The sequence below is a fragment of the Kluyvera intermedia genome, assembly GCF_034424175.1.
In the GTDB taxonomy this organism is placed as follows: domain Bacteria; phylum Pseudomonadota; class Gammaproteobacteria; order Enterobacterales; family Enterobacteriaceae; genus Kluyvera; species Kluyvera intermedia.
The window spans coordinates 1,580,088-1,598,242 of sequence record NZ_CP139986.1; the positions used below are offsets into that span (position 1 = coordinate 1,580,088).

The 18,155-nt window shown below is 50.8% G+C and carries 16 protein-coding genes and 1 pseudogene; 11 read left to right on the forward strand and 6 right to left on the reverse strand.

Annotated elements, in window-relative coordinates; all coding sequences use genetic code 11:
• Nucleotides 1-26 precede the first annotated feature (26 nt).
• Nucleotides 27-674: a CatB-related O-acetyltransferase gene (locus U0026_RS07635; protein ID WP_062772559.1), complete on the reverse strand. Its 648-nt coding sequence runs from the start codon at nt 672-674 to the stop codon at nt 27-29.
• A 227-nt stretch (nt 675-901) separates the two neighbouring features.
• On the opposite strand from U0026_RS07635, the gene U0026_RS07640 reads away from it, so the two are divergent.
• Both U0026_RS07640 and U0026_RS07645 read left to right on the forward strand, forming a co-directional pair.
• The gene (locus tag U0026_RS07640) at nt 902-2,011 is read left to right on the forward strand and encodes an AI-2E family transporter (protein ID WP_062772556.1); all 1,110 of its coding nucleotides are present in this window, start codon (nt 902-904) and stop codon (nt 2,009-2,011) included.
• 111 nt (nt 2,012-2,122) lie between these two features.
• Nucleotides 2,123-3,913: a sensor domain-containing diguanylate cyclase gene (locus tag U0026_RS07645; RefSeq protein ID WP_062772553.1), complete on the forward strand. Its 1,791-nt coding sequence runs from the start codon at nt 2,123-2,125 to the stop codon at nt 3,911-3,913.
• Here the strand turns inward: U0026_RS07645 and U0026_RS07650 are convergent.
• Nucleotides 3,908-5,038: a YbdK family carboxylate-amine ligase gene (locus tag U0026_RS07650; RefSeq protein WP_062772550.1), complete on the reverse strand. Its 1,131-nt coding sequence runs from the start codon at nt 5,036-5,038 to the stop codon at nt 3,908-3,910. The two genes, U0026_RS07645 and U0026_RS07650, sit on opposite strands and share 6 nt — an antisense overlap.
• A 537-nt stretch (nt 5,039-5,575) precedes the next feature.
• Here U0026_RS07650 and katE point away from each other — a divergent pair.
• The 3 genes and pseudogenes from katE to cspE all read left to right on the forward strand — a co-directional run.
• Nucleotides 5,576-7,759, forward strand: a pseudogene (gene katE / locus U0026_RS07655) (catalase HPII); the annotation flags it as partial.
• 111 nt (nt 7,760-7,870) lie between these two features.
• A complete protein-coding gene (locus U0026_RS07660; protein WP_327030574.1) occupies nt 7,871-8,677 on the forward strand; it encodes an SDR family oxidoreductase in 807 nt (268 codons plus the stop codon).
• A 1,075-nt stretch (nt 8,678-9,752) separates the two neighbouring features.
• Nucleotides 9,753-9,965, forward strand: coding sequence for a transcription antiterminator/RNA stability regulator CspE (gene cspE / locus U0026_RS07665; RefSeq protein WP_062772542.1), 213 nt, complete (start codon nt 9,753-9,755; stop codon nt 9,963-9,965).
• Nucleotides 9,966-10,173: 208 nt separating this feature from the next.
• Here the strand turns inward: cspE and ymcF are convergent, their stop codons facing one another.
• A complete protein-coding gene (ymcF, locus tag U0026_RS07670; protein ID WP_073971077.1) occupies nt 10,174-10,353 on the reverse strand; it encodes a cold shock small protein YmcF in 180 nt (59 codons plus the stop codon).
• A gap of 155 nt (nt 10,354-10,508) precedes the next feature.
• On the opposite strand from ymcF, the gene U0026_RS07675 reads away from it, so the two are divergent.
• Complete coding sequence (locus U0026_RS07675) at nt 10,509-10,673, forward strand: YnfU family zinc-binding protein (protein ID WP_218017070.1); 165 nt, start codon at nt 10,509-10,511, stop codon at nt 10,671-10,673.
• A gap of 180 nt (nt 10,674-10,853) precedes the next feature.
• On the opposite strand, the gene U0026_RS07680 is transcribed toward U0026_RS07675, so the two are convergent.
• The gene (locus U0026_RS07680; RefSeq protein WP_062772539.1) at nt 10,854-11,072 is read right to left on the reverse strand and encodes a cold shock domain-containing protein; all 219 of its coding nucleotides are present in this window, start codon (nt 11,070-11,072) and stop codon (nt 10,854-10,856) included.
• A 282-nt stretch (nt 11,073-11,354) separates the two neighbouring features.
• Between U0026_RS07680 and cspF the strand changes: the two genes are divergently transcribed.
• On the forward strand, nt 11,355-11,567 hold the full coding sequence (gene cspF / locus U0026_RS07685) for a cold shock-like protein CspF (protein ID WP_073971075.1): 213 nt from the start codon (nt 11,355-11,357) through the stop codon (nt 11,565-11,567).
• Nucleotides 11,568-11,725: 158 nt separating this feature from the next.
• Here cspF and U0026_RS07690 read toward each other — a convergent pair whose 3' ends face one another.
• Together U0026_RS07690 and rbn are read right to left on the reverse strand one after the other, a co-directional pair.
• The gene (locus tag U0026_RS07690; protein WP_062772806.1) at nt 11,726-12,721 is read right to left on the reverse strand and encodes a chemotaxis protein; all 996 of its coding nucleotides are present in this window, start codon (nt 12,719-12,721) and stop codon (nt 11,726-11,728) included.
• A 64-nt stretch (nt 12,722-12,785) separates the two neighbouring features.
• Complete coding sequence (gene rbn / locus U0026_RS07695) at nt 12,786-13,706, reverse strand: ribonuclease BN (protein WP_062772536.1); 921 nt, start codon at nt 13,704-13,706, stop codon at nt 12,786-12,788.
• A gap of 41 nt (nt 13,707-13,747) precedes the next feature.
• Here rbn and U0026_RS07700 point away from each other — a divergent pair, with 41 nt between their 5' ends.
• The 4 genes from U0026_RS07700 (at nt 13,748) to menH (ending at nt 18,154) form a co-directional block, all read left to right on the forward strand.
• The gene (locus U0026_RS07700) at nt 13,748-14,209 is read left to right on the forward strand and encodes a GNAT family N-acetyltransferase (protein ID WP_062772533.1); all 462 of its coding nucleotides are present in this window, start codon (nt 13,748-13,750) and stop codon (nt 14,207-14,209) included.
• A gap of 144 nt (nt 14,210-14,353) precedes the next feature.
• Nucleotides 14,354-15,646 (forward strand): isochorismate synthase MenF, encoded by a 1,293-nt coding sequence (gene menF, locus U0026_RS07705; protein WP_062772530.1) that lies wholly within the window; start codon nt 14,354-14,356, stop codon nt 15,644-15,646.
• A gap of 79 nt (nt 15,647-15,725) precedes the next feature.
• The gene (menD, locus tag U0026_RS07710; RefSeq protein ID WP_062772527.1) at nt 15,726-17,396 is read left to right on the forward strand and encodes a 2-succinyl-5-enolpyruvyl-6-hydroxy-3-cyclohexene-1-carboxylic-acid synthase; all 1,671 of its coding nucleotides are present in this window, start codon (nt 15,726-15,728) and stop codon (nt 17,394-17,396) included.
• The gene (gene menH / locus U0026_RS07715) at nt 17,393-18,154 is read left to right on the forward strand and encodes a 2-succinyl-6-hydroxy-2,4-cyclohexadiene-1-carboxylate synthase (protein WP_062772525.1); all 762 of its coding nucleotides are present in this window, start codon (nt 17,393-17,395) and stop codon (nt 18,152-18,154) included. The genes menD and menH overlap by 4 nt, the downstream gene beginning before the upstream one ends.
• The last annotated feature ends 1 nt before the right edge of the window (nt 18,155 follow it).

Sequence of the window (18,155 nt, forward strand, 5' to 3'; positions counted from 1 at the left end):
GTATCTGAATTAAGGTCTGTACTTTATCACGGGCGAATATTTCCACAATCGCTCATGCTTACCACTTTGTGTTCCAACGCTGAGATATCGCCGGAGGATAAAAGTGGCTGCCATTGGATAAGCAATTCTTCCGGGTGCTCGTACAGTTTCAGCGCCGTAATTCTGGCAATATCGTCCTCAGAAAACCGAAACTTGATAAACTTTGCAGGGTTACCACCGACGACCGCGTAGGGTGGGACATCTTTTGTTACCACGGAACCTGCCGCCACTACCGCGCCTTCGCCAATCACGACACCGGGCATGATCATCGCCCGCATCCCCAACCAACAACCGTCCCCAAGCAGGGTATCGCCGCGAGGCTGGTAGGCTTCTTGTATGGATTCCATGAAAGGATAAAGGCTAATCCAATCCATGCGATGCGTACTGTTTCCGCCCATAAGGATTACGCATTCAGCGCCAATGCAGACGAAATTTCCGATAATGAGTTGATCAAGTTTGCCAAGCGGTTGCCACTCTCGACTGACCCGATCGCCGAGTAAATACCGCACGACCGAATGCTCAAAACCGTTATCCCAGCAGTCGCTATAATAACTGTGGGTACCTTTGAGATGAATGTTAGGGTTAGTCACCGTTTGATGAAGGTACTCCATCCGGGACCAGTGTTTATCAGACATAAAATGAAAACCTTCTGAATTTTATTAATATAATCGTGATGAATTTTTTTCATTGTTAGGGGCATCAGTATATTCATATGACACGTGTATGCCTATCACCAGCGTACAGGTGCTGAAGGTGCAGTGATAAACCGGTGTGTCTGTTTCTGAAACTTCCTGTCGCAGGTTGGTAAATCTATAAAACGCCTCTATAGTCGAACACAGTTTCTACGTAACAGGATCCATCAATGCGCTTTAACGGACTGACCAAAGGCTTCTTTGTATTAATACTTGCCCTCGTGACCTGGGCTTTTTTTGATGTGCTATCACCTTACTTCTCCGCCATTTTGTGGGCGGCGATACTCACTGTCGTCTTTAACCCGGTAAAAAATAAAATACGTAGTGCGTTGGGCGATCGCAATGGGCTGGCGTCACTACTGACCATTGGCATTATTTGCCTGATTGTATTTATTCCGTTGATGGCGATTCTATCATCACTGGCGGTTGAACTCAGCGTACTGGACACCAAGCTGCAACAAAACACCTTGAGGTTCCCGGAGGTTGTCTCGAGTATTTTTTCCCATCTCCCGCGCTGGGCGAAAGGATTTCTGATTGAGCATAACCTTGATAGTGCAACGCAAATCCAGAAAAAACTGTCGGAATTTGCCTTACAGGGCGGTCAGTATCTTGCGGGTAGTGCGTTCCTGATCGGTAAAGGGACATTTGGTTTTGCCATCAGCTTCGGCATTATGTTGTATCTGCTGTTTTTCCTGCTTAAAGATGGGCCGTACCTGGTGCGCCAGATTCTGGATTCATTGCCGCTTTCTGATTTTGCTAAACAGCACCTGTTTAGCAAGTTTGTCGGCGTCACGCGCGCCACGGTAAAAGGCACGGCAGTTGTGGCGGCGGTTCAGGGGACACTCGGCGGTATTGCCTTTGCGATAGTCGGTATCGACGGCAGTATCTTGTGGGGCGTATTGATGGCATTCCTCTCTCTGGTGCCCGCCGTGGGCTCGGCGATTATCTGGGTGCCGGCAGCTATATTCCTCTTTGCAACACAGCAACTGTGGCAGGGGCTGTTTATTGTTGGTTTCTTCGTGATTATTGTCGGCGTCGTGGACAATATCCTGCGCCCGCTGCTGGTGGGGAAAGATACCAAGATGCCTGACTACCTGATTCTGATTTCGACCCTTGGCGGTATGGAAATCTACGGCATCAACGGTTTTGTCATCGGCCCACTAATTGCGGCCCTTTTCCTCGCCTGTTGGAACCTGTTCTCCGGTCGAGATCATGCGGGTAACGCTGAAGCACTGGACGAAGAGTTTATTGAAGAGGGAAAAACCCCTCCAGATTTATAAGGTAAAGACGATAACTAAAGGCGACTTCGGTCGCCTTTTTTTTCACGCAAAATCAGGCGTTTTCTATAATTTAATCAGGCTTCATTTTTTTGCTGTAGAAGGAATTAACAGGTGCGAATTGCCACAATCACAAACTGGGCCTACTGCGCGACGGTTTGTCTCACCATTGCTTCTGGTATCGTCATGCTGATGGCGTCCAACGCCGATAATAGTGAACGACGGGCGGTAGAACAGCGGCAGATTTTCGACCAGTTGACAGAAGAAGTGGAAATGGATGCCTGGTCGCTGTCCGATTTGGCACGCCTGTACGTTATCGGTCAAGACCCGGATATCCTCGATACCTATAGTCAGAAAGAGTCGGCACTCAAAGATATCGAGCATCGATTGTCAGTGCTAAAAGATACGGGGGCGACGGGGGAAGAGCTGGCGCTGCTGCACGAAGGGCTGCAAATTGTTGATGCGTTACAGGATGAACAGCAGACGGCGCTTAACAGTGTTGCCAATGGTGAAGAAAAACAGGCTGTCTCGCTGCTGTACGGTAAGATTTATGAACAGCAACTCGAACAAGCGCAGGATCGCATAGACCATTTTCGCAAGATGCTGGATAACCGAGCACGGGACGCCATTGTAGATGCGACTGAGATGTCCCGTACCCTGCGAACCTTGTCCGAAGTGATGGTCGGGCTGACGGCGCTGCTGTTTTTATTCGTACTCGGTTTTATTTTAAAACACCGCGTATTGCGTCCGGTGGTGCGGCTGAGCGACGTGGTCCACCGCCTGGCCTCGCAAGATTACGCGGTCGAAACGCCCAACTTTAACCAGATTGATGAAATTGGCGATATGGCTCAGGCGATCCGCATTTTTCGCGAAAATGGTCTGGTACGACAGCAGCTTGAGAGAGAACGCGACGCCAACTGGGCAATACGTGAGTTGCTGGCACGCATGACCCAGCGTTTGCAGGGCTGTGAGAATTTTGCTGATGTGGTTAACGTCGCCGAGCTTTTTGCACCCAATATTGCCCCGGGTATCGCTGGACGGTTGTATATCCTGGACCGCGAGCCCTGGCAGATGCGCTGTGTCGCCCAATGGCTTTCCCCTCAGGGTAGCGCTGAGCCATTCCATCCTGATGAATGCTGGGCGGTACGGCGCGGGCAGAGCCATCCACCGGTCAACGGTGAGCCGGATATTGCCTGCTATCATTTGCCGCAATCGTCTGAGAATGAGACCTTGTGTGTTCCGCTGATCGCTCAGGGAGAAGCCATTGGCCTGCTCTCATTCCAGAATCTTAATCATGAAACGGCGCCTTCTCGCGCCTATCTGGAGCTGATGGCTGAAGCGCTAGGCCTGGCATTAGCCAATCAGCGCCTGCGTGAGGCGTTGCTGGAAAAAGCGCTCTATGATCCGCTGACCGGTTTACGTAATCGTCATCATCTGGAAGACACCCTGAGCAACCAGATGAACCAGGCGATGCGCAACAAGGAGCCGCTTAGCTGTCTGATGATAGATATCGACCACTTTAAAAGTATTAACGACACTTTTGGTCATGAAGCGGGGGATGGGGTGATTAAGAGCGTCGCCGCCATCATCCAGCGTGTGGTACACAAAAGCGGCATGGCTTTCCGCTACGGTGGTGAAGAGTTTCTGGTGCTGCTTAACGGCATGGATGAAGAGGCCGCAAATCGTATCGCGACGGATATTTTAAACGGTGTGCGCGATATGTCGCTGCATTTTGGGGTGTCAGATATTGGCCATGTTGATGTGTCTATTGGCGTGGCGAGTTATCCAGAGCATGTCCAGAGCGACAATCTGTTGCGTGCAGCGGACGTGGCGCTGTATCGTGCAAAAGAACTGGGGCGCGCGCGGGTTGTGAGTTTTGGCATGCTGGAACAGCCCCCTTTATGAGGGGCTGTGCGTAATATGCGCAGTCGGTAACAACATTTCCATCAAATCGCTGATGACCTCTAGCTCACTCATTCCGCTTTGCACCTTTTCCCGCAACCGGGATGCATCGTTCACCCCGTGCTGCACGTAAGAGGAGAGATAGCTCAGCACCTTTTTCTCTTCAACATTGGCTCCATTTTCCAGAGTACTGAACATATCTTGAATATGTTCAGTTAATGGAATGCGTATGCGCTTATTGATATCAATATATAAGGCTTCAAAACCGTATCGCTGGGCGTAGAAAGCATTGGCATGGGTTACCGCATTACGTGCTTGGGCAATAGGTACCCTATTTTTGAGTAAATATTTCACTAACAGTTGCGCGTAGCCCCCTAACATGGCTGCATGAAAAAGCGTAAGCGGGGTGTCGCAAACGCGAATTTCTACCGTCCCGAGTTCAGGTTTTGGTCTGACTTCCCAATAAATATCTTTTTGGCTCCTGATCACCCCAAGCTCAGTACACTCTTCTACATAACCTATAAACTTGTGCCAGTTATCGATATCGCGCTCAATCTGGCCAAAGGTATGGAAAGAGTTGAGGGCGCTAAAGCGGGAGCTGTCGAAGCCGGTATCTTCAGACTGGTAGTAAGGTGAGGATGCGCTGAGTGCGATAAAATGTGGCAAATAGGGAATTAAGGCATGACAAAGATAAATGGCATCATTGCCTGAGCCGACGCCGACATGAATATGCTGACCGAAAACACAGGACAGCTTAGCGAGAAATCCCTGCAACTCGTGAAGCTCAGCATAACGTTTGCTGGGGGTGATGGTTTGGTTTTTCCAGATATTGCTAAAATGTCTTCCTCCTCCGCATAACCCGCATTGTTTATCCGCCGCAATAGTCGCGACTTTTCGCGCAAGCGTATTTATTTCTTCATACAGAGTAAACGGTGTGTCATGTACCGAGGAGTTCAGCTCAATTGTTGATAACGTTAACTCCTTTTTAATATGGGAGTCATCGTTGCACAGCGGAATAATTTCCAGACTTTTATCAGAGAGATGCCCGTCAATGAGATTAATCAATTGTAGCTCGAGTTCAATCCCCAGGCTAGGTGTGGCTGATGCAGTAAAGGGAATATCGTTCATAGGTTAACCTTGTTGTGATGGAACCCGAATGCAGCGAATGTAGGTAAAAATATTTTTAGTGACGGTAAGTCAGATGCGTTCTGAAAAAAAGATGATGGTGACTGCAATTAGCCCATGGTTTAGGGTTGAAGATATTAAGTGAGGGGGAATAGATCAAGATATTGATGAAAAGACTAACAGTTAAACTGACCGCGAATTATAAAATTATAGCTGCAATTTAAGGCTTTACAAGTCTGAGTTCTGAGTGTTTAAAATCATAATTAACATTGGGTTGAGGTTGTTGGTTAGAGGGAATCAACTCGGTTTCTATTTCTCTGATTTAATAATGGTAATTTCCTAAAGCTATCAGTTGAGTGGAAGGTCGGTGGCTAAATTAAGAATTACCGACTACGATTTAAGGTTCATTATTAATTTGTTGTTTTTTAAAACTGGCGCTGAGGCAATGTTATGAAAAAGAAAAATACACCATTAAAGGATGCTGATACAAGCCACTTATTAGTAAATGGAAATTCAGTTTCCCCCGACGATTCGCTACACCTAAGCGATACGGCTCCTGCCGATAATTCACATCTTCCTGATAGTGCCCCTACACCTCCCGGAAAACAGCCAACCGCCCCTGGAAGCTTAAAAGACGGCGCTAAGAGTAACGACAAAATCCAGCAACTGGAAGCGCATCGAAAACACGATGATAAGCGGTCTCTTACCACCAATCAGGGAACCAAAATCGCAGACGACCAAAACTCGTTAAAAATGGGTAGCCGAGGGCCGACGCTGCTGGAAGACTTCATTATGCGTGAGAAAATTACGCATTTTGATCATGAGCGGATCCCCGAGCGTATCGTTCATGCCCGTGGTTCGGCAGCCCATGGGTATTTCGAGTTATATAAGAGCCTGGCTGATATTACCAAGGCGGACTTCTTGCAACATCCGGGCGTGCAGACCCCTGTGTTTGTTCGTTTCTCCACGGTACAAGGATCGAGAGGGTCGGCTGATACCGTTCGCGACATTCGCGGCTGGGCGACAAAATTCTACACCCAACAGGGTGTTTTCGACCTCGTGGGTAATAACACTCCCGTCTTCTTTATTCAGGACGCCATGAAATTCCCGGATTTTGTTCATGCGGTAAAACCCGAGCCACATAATGAAATTCCTCAGGGCGCTAGCGCCCATGATAGTTTTTGGGATTACGTCTCTTTACAGCCTGAAACGCTACATAACGTGATATGGGCTATGTCCGATCGCGGTATTCCGCGTAGCTACCGCACGATGGAAGGCTTTGGTATCCATACTTTCCGCCTGATTAACGCCAAGGGCAAAAGCACCTTTGTTCGCTTCCATTGGAAGCCGGTGGCAGGAAAGGCATCCTTATTGTGGGACGAAGCACAAAAACTGGCGGGTAAAGACGCCGATTTCCATCGTCGCGATCTCTGGGAAGCCATCGAAGCCGGTGATTATCCGGAGTATGAACTGGGGTTACAGCTGATTCCTGAAGAAGACGAATTTAAATTCGACTTCGATATACTCGATGCCACCAAGCTTATTCCAGAAGAGTTAGTCCCGGTGCAGCTTGTCGGCAAAATGGTATTAAACCGTAATCCTGATAATTTCTTTGCCGAAACCGAGCAGGTGGCGTTTCACCCTGGACATATTGTTCCCGGTATCGATTTTTCGAATGACCCGTTATTACAGGGGCGACTTTTCTCCTACACCGATACCCAAATTAGCCGCCTTGGCGGGCCTAATTTCCATGAAATTCCGATTAACCGTCCGGTATGCCCTTACCATAATCTCCAGCGTGACGGCATGCACCGTATGGAGATTAATACTAACCCGGCAAACTACAGTCCAAACTCCATCAGTAATAACTGGCCGCGAGAAACGCAGGGAATGCCAGGGAACGACGGTTTTTCCAGCCATGCTGAACGTGTTGATGCCAGCAAAGTGCGCGAACGTAGCCCTTCCTTCCTTGAATATTATTCGCAACCGCGGCTTTTCTGGTCAAGCCAGACCCCGGTTGAGCAACAGCATATTATTGATGCCTTCTCGTTCGAATTAGGGAAAGTTGCTCGTGCCTATATCCGGGAACGCGTAGTCGAACACCTCACGCGAATTGATACGACGCTTGCACAAAAAGTGGCGGACCAACTTGGCATTACCCTGACTGCCGAGCAGCGTAACGTTAGTCCACCTAAACCCGTCAATGGACTTGAACGTGACCTGACGTTAAGTCTGTATGCGCAGCCCGGAGGCGAGATTAAGGGGCGTATCGTTGCCATATTGCTGGCTGACAACGTCAATGCCTCTGACGTGTTAACGACCCTAAAAGCGCTGAAAAAGAAGGGCGTACATCCGAAACTGTTGGCGCAGAAGCTCGGTAATATTACTGCCAGCGATGGTTCAACCCTGGCGATTGATGCCACTTTTGCGGGAACCCCATCGATTACTCTCGATGCAGTGATCTTGCCAGCCGGTGTCGGCCCAACGTTATCAAAAAGCGGTGAGGCAAAGCATTACCTGCTCGAGGCCTATCGACATTTAAAGGTCATTGGCCTAAGCGGCGATTCCCGCGAGCTAAAAGCACTGTGGCAGGCTGACGGCGCTGAGGATGGCGTTATTGAGGACAAGGCTATCACTAGCGGCATGATGACCAAATTCTTTACCGCACTGAGTGCGCATAGAGTCTGGAGCCGTAGCGACAAAGCGGCATCGATACCAGCATAACGTTAAAGGTGCTGCTGTCTCAGGCGCAGCACCTCAATCTACCCCTGTCAATCTGGAGGAATCATGGCATCGACATCACAACCTGCCCAACAACAATCGCGACAGCCTGGATTGGAAAAAGATATGGTTCCACCGCCGTTATACGACGATCCCTCATACCGCGCCAGCGACAAACTGGCTGGAAAAGTTGCTCTTGTGACCGGCGGTGACAGCGGTATCGGCCGCGCGGTGGTTATCGCTTATGTTAAAGAAGGGGCAAAAGTAGCGATTGTCTATTTAGATGAGGATCAGGATGCCCGAGAAACGCAACGTATCGCGGCCCATTATGGCGCTGAAATATTGTTACTGCGCGGCGACTTACGTGATAAGCAATTTATCCAGGAAGCCGTTGGCAAAACTGTAGAGACGTTTGGCAAGCTGGATATTCTTGTCAACAATGCCGGGGAGCAGCATCCGGTTGATGAACCGGAAATGCTCACCGAGCAACAGTTGGAGAAAACATTTCAGACCAATTTTTTCAGTATGGTTATGCTATCGCTAGAAGCCTTAAAGTATCTCCCTGCGGAGGGTGCCATTATTAATACCACCTCTGTGACTGCCTATCATGGTAATCCGACATTAATTGATTATTCGTCGACAAAAGGGGCGATTGTTTCCTTCACCCGCTCTCTGGCTTTAAAACTCAGCGAGCGCAATATTCGGGTGAATGCAGTCGCCCCCGGGCCAATCTGGACACCCTTAATTCCCTCGACGTTCAGCGCGAAGGAAGTGAAAAAATTTGGTGAAAATACGCCGATGAAACGTCCCGGGCAACCCAGTGAACTCGCCCCGGCCTACGTTTATTTAGGCTGTAATGACTCTTCTTATATGTCGGGGCAAACCCTGCATATTAACGGTGGCGTTATCGTGAACGGTTAAATTTAACGCGCCGCCCGATAAATATTTTCATCAGGCGGCGCGCTTTAATATCACGGCTGTTTGAAGGCAGATTACCAATACATCGCTAAATAAAATATACCGATGACAATAACAATTGCCGCAATAATATAGGCCTGGTAGGGGCGAGGAGGCTTTTTGCCACTTTTTGATGCGGGGTCCTGATTGTTATCTCGTTGGGTCATAATCAACTACCTCGAGTAGGAGTGAAGGGCCAGGATGATTAATTAAGAATAATAGATTTCTCAAGGATGGAGGAAATAAATACTGCGGGGAAGCAAAAAGCCTCCATCGATGTGGCAAAAAAGATCAGCTTTTTTAAGGTTCATCGCGCCGTACCGGGGAACGCTGCTTTTATCTTCAGGAAGAAGTAGTCGTTATCCCGGTAGCCATATGCCATTCGTCTTATCACCTTGATCAGATGGTGCAGGTTATGCCGTTGCGGCTCACGAACCTCCCGTTGTAGTCTCCGGCAATCAATATTTTTAATGGTATGCCAGTGCAGTCCGGTCAGATTGGCTTGGAAGTAACCGGATGAGTGATTTTACGCACGCCGACAGGGTGGCGCTCTATCGCGTTAAAGAGCGGGGGCGTGCGCGGGTTGTGAGTTTTTGTAGGCTGGAAGAGGGGGGGGGGGATGTAAAGGGAAGTGCATTAGATGATGTCTTAATGGATACCGTAACTCACCTCTGGCACACCTTTTCAGGTGTACCAGAGCGTTAACAGATTTCCAGTTGTTACCTGAAGATAGCGAACATTTTCTGAAATGACTATTTGGCTTTATCATTGAGCAAATCAACGGACATATAGCCATCCGGGTGTGTAAGTGGTTAAAATAAAAAATATAATCGTTGCTAAAACAATTTCGCTATGTCTTAATGACGTCATCGGTTTGAAATTCAGACCTTATGAAAGCAGTTTTAGTAAAGCAGTCCTCAGTTCAAGCGTTATCCATCGATACCCTTATTCATGAGTCCTCTTCTAAGTGCCAAATAAGTCACTCGAAATACAGGCCATCATCGTCACCTTGAGTGACTCATTAATTAAGGAATTATCTATGTCTAATAAAATGACTGGTTTAGTAAAATGGTTTAACGCAGATAAAGGTTTTGGCTTCATTACTCCTGACGACGGCAGCAAAGATGTATTCGTACATTTCTCTGCAATCCAGAGTGACAACTTCAAAACTCTTGATGAAGGTCAGAAAGTCTCCTTCACCATCGAAAGCGGCGCTAAAGGCCCAGCAGCGGGTAACGTTTCTCCGCTGTAAGTCGTGCCAATTATCAGTGATGTTTACAAAAGCGATGATGGCTATTGCCTGAGCAGATAATTGTTACTGATAATAAAATTAACCCGCCATGTGCGGGTTTTTTATTATGTCAATTTTACCGGCTAAATGTTCATGTCGTCGATCACTTAGCCCACTATTTTGTTTCCCTAATCCCACCGCTATCACTCCTTTTATGTTCAAAATAAAACTAATTAGGCTGTGGTGCTAATGTATTCTCTTTTATGGTATTAGCGCCATCAAATGACATGATTGACTTACAGAAAATGCACTTTGCGCCTGAAGGGTTTTTCTCTGAAACATCAAAGATTGAAGTTCGGTACTGAGATCCATGGCAACATGGGCATCTGAAATGATTGATTAAAATAATATTATTTACCTTTTTAATGATGGCGATTTTGGATTCTCATCCAAAAAGCCTTGTATTCTTCAATTTTTACATTTATGTCAGTTTACGGTGAATAAAAGTGAGCAATGCCCTGATTAAACGTGTATGGTGACAGTCCCTTAAATCAGGAGATGCCTATGTCAGATCGTAAAAACTCACAAACCCGCCGCAATTACTTAGTTAAATGCCCATGCCCTAACTGTTCAAAAGATTCTGAACATAGCTTTAGCCGCGTCCAAAAAGGGGCTCAACTTGTCTGCCCTTATTGCAGTTCTTTATTCAAATCAACACAGCGAACCTAACAATCTCGCCTTTGCCAGATGATCAGGATAATTTTCAAAACCGACTCATTTGGCAATAAATTTCGACTGATGCAAATTCATCTCAGTCACGCATATGATGATTTGAACGACAGCTTAAAGGCAAGTGCTCACTGGCATCTATAAGCTGTTAGTCACTCAGATAACGCAAACCATAACGATTTATTTATCGCAAAGGATTACGCTGGCTGCTGCGGGGCGTTTGTCACCGTTCAGGATAGCGAATTCAACCTTCTGTCCCTCAAAAAGTGTATTGAAACCATCACCCTGAAGAGCAGAACTGTTTACGGACACATCTTTGCTTCCATCAAGTGGAGAGATGAAACCAAAACCTTTATCTTCGTTAAACCACTTCACCAACCCTTGCATTCTTAAGGACATATTGTCTCCTGTTGAGCGTTATTAAAATGATAATAAATAGAACGTATTAAACGTATTGGCTCAAAGGGAGAGGGTATCAGCGATAACGTCTGGTTATGAGGGCGATTTAGTGATTTTTACGTTCGTTTATGCATCGAACTAACAGGTTAATTAAGCACGAATGGCATGCATTAGCAAACTTTATTTTAGCCATCCAGAGGTCCTGCCAAGAGTAATAACTTAAAATTCGCTTTAAATTTAATTCGGCGTATACTTGTTGCGTGTTTTTAACAAGGAATCTATTTGTCTCGTAAAATGACAGGAATTGTCAAAAGCTTTGACATCCACAGTGGTAAAGGCCTCATCACTCCATCAGACGGTCGAAAAGACGTTCTGCTCCACATTTCAGCTTTCAATACCAGTGAATCAGAATCACTCCTCCCTGGGATCCGTGTCGAGTTTTGTCGTATCAACAGCCTTAGCGGGCCGATGGCCGCAAATATATATGTCACCTGATTTCCGGATGTCGGTGACGATATTATGGCTTCCGCATCGGAAGATTTATATTATCCGGTGATAACATGTTAGCTATAAATGCGAAATCCGCCGGTAGGTATCATCGACGGAATTTTTAAACCTGTTTTGTGCATTGTGTAGTGAAATTTCGCAGCCGTTTATCTCACCGCGTGCAGCGGATTTTCCCCTCTACCGCTTGCCTTATTCAGCACCTGCTCGATCACCGACGCCAGCTCGTTAATTTCAAATTTCGCCACATAGCCGTCAGCGTTCACTTTACGGATATGATCCTCGTTAGCATTGCCCGACAGCGACGAGTGGATCACCACCGGAATATTCTTCAGGCGTGGATCGGTTTTGATCTTGCGGGTGAGGGTAAAACCGTCCATCTCCGGCATTTCAAGGTCGGTCAGCACCAGTGCGATTTTATCGCTCACCGGAACCCCTTCTTTCGCCGCTTCCTGCGCCAGCAGTTCAATTTTCTCCCATGCCTCTTTGCCGGTGACGTGCAGCATTGCAGGAATATTCATCGCCTTCAGCCCCTTTTCGAGCATCGCGCGTGCGACTTTTGAGTCTTCCGCCACAATTGCTGTCGCGCCCGGTTTGATATTGAATTTGCGCGGGTTCAATTCCTTAGCGTGCAGGTCGTGGTTGGCGGGGGTGATGTCATACAAGATTTGCTCGACGTCGATAACCATCGCCAGGTTGTTGCTCTCCTGATGATCGTCAAGGCAGGCGATGCTGGTGATGTACTTGCCGTTCACCGCTTTCTCGGCGGTATGGATTTGCGTCCAGTCGAGGCGAGTGATGTTTTCCACTGACTCCACGGCAAACGCCTGAACACTGCGTGCGTACTCGGTGATAAGCAGAATATTGAGGCCGTTGGTCGGCTTACAGCCCGCGACGGCGGCGAGGTCGATAACCGGGATAATCTGGTCGCGAATATTCACCATTCCCATTAGTGGCGGTTTAATTCCGGCAGGGCGGGTGAAGCTTGGCATCGGCACGATTTCCCGCAGTTTAAAGACGTTAATGCCGTACAGCTCGGAAGCATCGCTCTGCGACGCCGCACCCAGCCGGAAGAGCAGTAGCTCGAAACGGTTGGACAGCGTCAGGTTAGCCCTGTCGTCAATCTCTTTCTGGAAGTTATCCATGGTGCCCTCAGCGTGGTAAAGCGAAATCGCAATAGCTGAGTTATCGGCACCAAAGTGCAAAACGTTATGGCAGCGTGAAGGTGGAAAAATCTTCCGCCAGTTCGCATGTCGGGAATACGCTACGGCATTCGGCTAACAGACGACGACAGCCTTCGGCGTCATACCGCGAGCTGACGTGGGTGATAATTAACTGCTTCACATTGGCCGATTGCGCCAGTTGCGCGGTTTGCTCGCTGGAGGAGTGACCCCGGCTATTGGCTTTCTCCGCCATCGCCGCCTCAAGCGTCGCCTCATGCACCATCAGATCAACATCTCGCGCCATTTCTAGCGCCGACTCGCAGGGAGCGGTATCACCAAAAATGGCAATCTTTTTACCTGGCGTTGCCGGAGCCAAAAAATCGGCGCCGTTCACCGTGCGACCATCTGCAAGTGTAATCGACTCACCGGCTTTCAGACGCTGGAACAGTGGGCCGAACGGTACACCAGCCTCAATCAGCCGTTTGGCATCGAGCGCGCCGGGCTTGTCATGTTCCTCCACGCGAAAACCATAACACTCCACGGGGTGATCTAAGGGGTAAGCAGTGACCTGGCGAAGACCGTCATCAAGAATGTTGCCCGCGCGAATCTCTACGATCTCCAGCGGGAAGTCGGTCCACGAACCGCTTAAACGCAGGCTGGTTTCCACATACTCTTTCAGCCCCTGTGGCCCGTAGATTGTCAGCGGTTGTATATTGCCCGCCATTGAACGGCTACAGATAAGCCCCGGCAAACCGAACAAATGGTCGCCGTGCAGGTGGCTAATAAAAATGCGCTCGATTTTTCCCGGATGAAACGCGGTACGTAATAACTGGTGCTGCGTCCCTTCGCCGCAGTCGAAAAGCCACAGTCCCGGCTGGGTTGGGTGTTGCAGTTGTAACAACATTGCTGTTACGTTGCGAGTTCGGGTTGGCACGCCCGCGGATGTGCCTAAAAACGTCAATTGCATAGTGCCGCGCCCCTGGCGGTAAAAGGTTTAAGGAGCCTACCATGATTCGCTGGCAAGATTTGCACCATTCTGAACTCACCGTCCCGGAGCTTTACGCGCTGCTGAAATTACGCAGCGAAGTCTTCGTGGTGGAGCAGACCTGTATTTATCTGGATATCGACGGCGACGACCTGGTTGGCGAGAACCGCCATCTTCTTGGGTGGAAAGGTGATGAGCTTGTGGCTTACGCGCGTATTCTGGTCAGTGATGAGACGGTTGAGCCGGTCACCATTGGTCGGGTGATTGTTAGCCCTGCGGTACGCGGCGAACGCCTGGGGTATCAACTGATGGAACGCGCGCTCGACAGTTGTCAGCAGCGCTGGCCAGACCGCGCCGTCTATCTGGGGGCCCAGGCGCATCTTCGCGACTTCTATGCCCACTTCGGTTTTATCACCGTGACCGACGTGTACGATGAAGATGGCATTCCTCATATTGGGATGGCGCGGGAGATTCAGCGCTCCTGAGCCGCAATCCCGTCTATAGTAAAGGCATAGCGTTGTTTTTCAGTGCGCTATTGCCTTATTGTCCCTTCGCTCCCTAATCGTGGGTACTGCTTTTTACCCTTAGTACCCCGTATACTATGTGGTTTTTATGATAGGGAGGTTCGCGTGCAGTCCATTTTAGCGGCATTGCAAAGCCTGTCAGGGCATCTGGCAGACGATTTTCCCGCGTTGCCCGGCACGCGAATCATTGAAGTCTCCTTCCCCTTAAATGACGCTTTTGACTCGCTTGCCTGGCTGGGGGGGCAGACAATATGGCCGCAGTTTTACTGGCAGCAGCGCAACGGCCATGAGGAACTCGCCGCCCTTGGTGCAGTACAGACATTTTCATCGCTGGCGCTGGCGAACGATTTCCTGGCTACACAAGAACGTGATGATATTCGTATTTGCGGTGTGAATGCTTTTGAACCTCAGCAGGGTGAGCTTTTCCTCCCGCGGCTGGAATGGCGACGCGAAGCTGGCCGAGCGGTGCTGCGGTTAAATTTGTGGAGCGACAGCTCGCTTCGCGACGATGCACAGCGCGCGCGCGAATGTCTGGCTGCGCTCTCAGTGCGCCATGCCTCCACTGAATTGACGTTGCAGCAGGATAGCGAAGTTCATCGTCCCGACAAACAAGGCTGGTGCCAGTCGATAGTCCAGGCTACGCAGGCGATTCGCGACGGCGAATTCACCAAAGTCGTGCTGGCGCGGGCGACGGATCTCATTTTCAGCACCGCGCCTGATGCCGGTGCGCTGATGGCCGCCAGTCGCCGGGTGAATTTCTCTTGCTATCATTTTTCTATGGCGTTTGATGCCCAGCGAACGTTCTTAGGTTCTTCGCCAGAGCGCTTGTGGCGGCGACGCGGAAATCAGCTTGATACGGAAGCGCTGGCGGGCACCATGGCTGCGCACGATGATGACGAGAAGGCGAAGCGACTGGGTGACTGGCTGATGAACGATGATAAAAATCAGCGTGAAAATAGCCTGGTGGTTGAAGATATTTGCCAGCGGCTACAGGATTTATCGCAGACGCTGGACGTGCTGCCTGCCGAAATTGTACGGCTGCGCAAGGTGCAGCATCTGCGCCGGCGTATTCAGGCCGAGCTGGAGTCGCCGGATGACACCCGCTGCTTGCTGCAATTGCAGCCAACTGCCGCGGTGGCTGGATTACCCAGAGCGTCGGCACTGGCGTTTATCGACCGCGTTGAACCGTTTAACCGCGAGTGGTACGCCGGGTCAGCTGGATACCTTTCCCGGCGGCAGAGCGAATTTTGCGTCACGCTGCGTTCGGCGCGGGTAGAAGGCAATACGCTGCGGCTGTACGCGGGCGCGGGGATTGTCGAAGGTTCCGATCCCGAACAAGAATGGCAGGAAATCGAAAACAAAGCGGCGGGACTGCGCTCATTACTGTTCTCTGAATAGAACATTATCGATTCATATCAAAATCCTACTATGTCGTAGTATTTATACTGAGTCGCAATATTTGATACCGGACAATTTCATGTCAGTAAGCGCATTTAACCGACGCTGGGCGGCGGTGATCCTTGAAGCATTAACCCGTCACGGCGTGCGGCACATCTGCATTGCGCCGGGGTCACGTTCGACTCCGCTTACGCTGGCGGCGGCGGAAAATCGCACCTTTATTCACCACACCCATTTTGACGAGCGCGGACTGGGCCATCTGGCCCTGGGGCTGGCGAAAGTCAGCCAGCAGCCGGTGGCGGTGATTGTGACGTCCGGTACGGCGGTCGCGAACCTTTACCCTGCGCTGATTGAAGCGGGCCTTACCGGTGAAAAAATTATTTTGCTTACCGCCGACCGTCCGCCTGAGCTGATTGACTGCGGCGCGAATCAGGCGATTCGTCAGCCCGGCATGTTTGCTTCGCATCCTTCCCAGACCGTCTCATTGCCGCGTCCAAGCCAGGATATTCCGGCGCGCTGGCTGGTGTCGGTGGTCGACGACGCACTAGGCTCGCTCCACGCGGGCGGCGTTCACATCAACTGCCCGTTTGCGGAACCGTTGTACGGCGATATGGACGAAACCGGTCTTGGCTGGCAGCAGGCGCTGGGCGACTGGTGGCAGAGTGACAAACCCTGGCTGCGCGAATCGTTGCATCAGGAAAGTGCCGCGCAGCGAGATTGGTTCTTCTGGCGGCAAAAGCGCGGCGTGATTGTTGCCGGGCGGATGAGCGCGGAAGAGGGTAAACAGGTCGCTGAATGGGCGAAAACGCTCGGCTGGCCGCTGATTGGCGACGTGTTGTCGCAAACCGGGCAGCCGCTACCGTGTGCGGATTTGTGGCTCGCGAACCCGGCGGCGACCGCTGAGCTTGAGCAAGCGCAGATTGTGGTGCAACTCGGCAGCAGCTTAACCGGCAAGCGGGTACTGCAATGGCAGCTAGCCTGTGAGCCTGATGAATACTGGCTGGTCGACAACCTGCCTGGTCGCCTCGACCCGGCGCACCATCGCGGCCGTCGACTGATCTGCAATATTGAACGTTGGCTGGAGCAACATCCTGCTGAAAAACGTACGCCGTGGACAACCGCGATCCCAACGCTTTCTGAACAAGCCTGGCAAGCGGTGGCTGCGCAAAGCGAACGCTTTGGCGAGGCGCAGCTGGCGCACCGCATCCGCCGTTATCTGCCGCAACAAGGCCAGCTGTTTGTCGGTAACAGCCTGGTGGTGCGCTTAATTGATGCTTTAGGCCAGCTTCCTGCGGGTTATCCGGTGTACAGCAACCGTGGGGCCAGCGGTATCGACGGGCTGATTTCAACGGCGGCAGGTGTACAGCGTGCCAGCGCGCGCCCGACGCTGGCTATCGTCGGCGATCTTTCGGCGCTGTATGACCTCAACGCGCTGGCGCTACTGCGTCAGGCCTCTGCACCGATGGTGCTGATTGTGGTCAATAACAACGGCGGGCAGATTTTCTCTCTGCTGCCAACGCCGGTAGAAGAACGCGAACGTTTCTACGCGATGCCGCAAAACGTACACTTTGAGCACGCGGCGAAAATGTTTGGTCTGCGCTATCAGCAGCCGCAGGACTGGGAAGCGCTGGAGTCTGCGCTGAACACGGCCTGGCGCACGCCTGCAACTACGGTTATCGAGTTGGTGGTGAACGACACTGACGGTGCGCAAACGCTGCAACATTTGCTGGCGCAGGTCAGCCAGCTATGATCCTGCATGCCGTTGCCGAAGTAGGGGACCCAACGCAACCGTGGCTGGTTTTCCTGCACGGTTTTTCCGGTGACCATCGCGAATGGCAGCCGGTCGGCGAACGGTTCCCACTGGCTAACCGCCTGTATGTCGATCTTCCCGGCCACGGTGGTTCTGCCTCCCAGCGGGTGGCTGATTTCGCCGGCATGGCGGAAATCCTTAAGGCTACGCTGCTTAGTTACAACATACTTAATTACTGGCTGGTGGGGTACTCGCTGGGCGGGCGGATTGCTATGCACTACGCTTGCTGCGCGCGGCCTGAAGGTCTGGCAGGGGTGATTGTTGAAGGCGGTCATCCGGGGCTCACCCAGGCTGTCGAGCGTGAACAGCGCCTGTGTCACGATCGGCAATGGGCGCAGCGTTTTTCCGAACAACCGCTGGCCGATGTTTTCCATGCCTGGTATCAGCAGCCGGTGTTTGCCAGCCTGACGACGGCCCAGCGTGATGCGCTGGTGGCTCTTCGCCAGCACAACGACGGCGACGGGCTAGCGGCCATGCTGCTGGCAACCTCGCTGGCGGTTCAAGACGATTTGCGCGCTGCCTTGCGCCATCGCACCTTTTCTTTTGACTATCTCTGCGGCGAGCACGACCTGAAGTTTCGGGCTATCGCCGAGGAACTTTCACTCCCTTGCCGCATTATTCGTGATGCCGGGCACAACGCGCACCGGGAAAATCCCGCGGGCGTCGCCGACTGCCTGGCGCAGATTCTGCCTCTCTGAC

Excerpts from the sequence above, each read along its gene's own strand:
- rbn (WP_062772536.1), bottom strand. The coding sequence starts at position 13,706 with ATGCAATTGACGTTTTTAGGCACATCCGCGGGCGTGCCAACCCGAACT.
- U0026_RS07675 (WP_218017070.1), top strand. The coding sequence starts at position 10,509 with ATGTCAGATCGTAAAAACTCACAAACCCGCCGCAATTACTTAGTTAAA.
- menH (WP_062772525.1), top strand. The coding sequence starts at position 17,393 with ATGATCCTGCATGCCGTTGCCGAAGTAGGGGACCCAACGCAACCGTGG.
- U0026_RS07635 (WP_062772559.1), bottom strand. The coding sequence starts at position 674 with ATGTCTGATAAACACTGGTCCCGGATGGAGTACCTTCATCAAACGGTG.
- U0026_RS07680 (WP_062772539.1), bottom strand. The coding sequence starts at position 11,072 with ATGTCCTTAAGAATGCAAGGGTTGGTGAAGTGGTTTAACGAAGATAAA.
- cspE (WP_062772542.1), top strand. The coding sequence starts at position 9,753 with ATGTCTAATAAAATGACTGGTTTAGTAAAATGGTTTAACGCAGATAAA.
- U0026_RS07640 (WP_062772556.1), top strand. The coding sequence starts at position 902 with ATGCGCTTTAACGGACTGACCAAAGGCTTCTTTGTATTAATACTTGCC.
- U0026_RS07690 (WP_062772806.1), bottom strand. The coding sequence starts at position 12,721 with ATGGATAACTTCCAGAAAGAGATTGACGACAGGGCTAACCTGACGCTG.
- U0026_RS07650 (WP_062772550.1), bottom strand. The coding sequence starts at position 5,038 with ATGAACGATATTCCCTTTACTGCATCAGCCACACCTAGCCTGGGGATT.
- menD (WP_062772527.1), top strand. The coding sequence starts at position 15,726 with ATGTCAGTAAGCGCATTTAACCGACGCTGGGCGGCGGTGATCCTTGAA.
- U0026_RS07700 (WP_062772533.1), top strand. The coding sequence starts at position 13,748 with ATGATTCGCTGGCAAGATTTGCACCATTCTGAACTCACCGTCCCGGAG.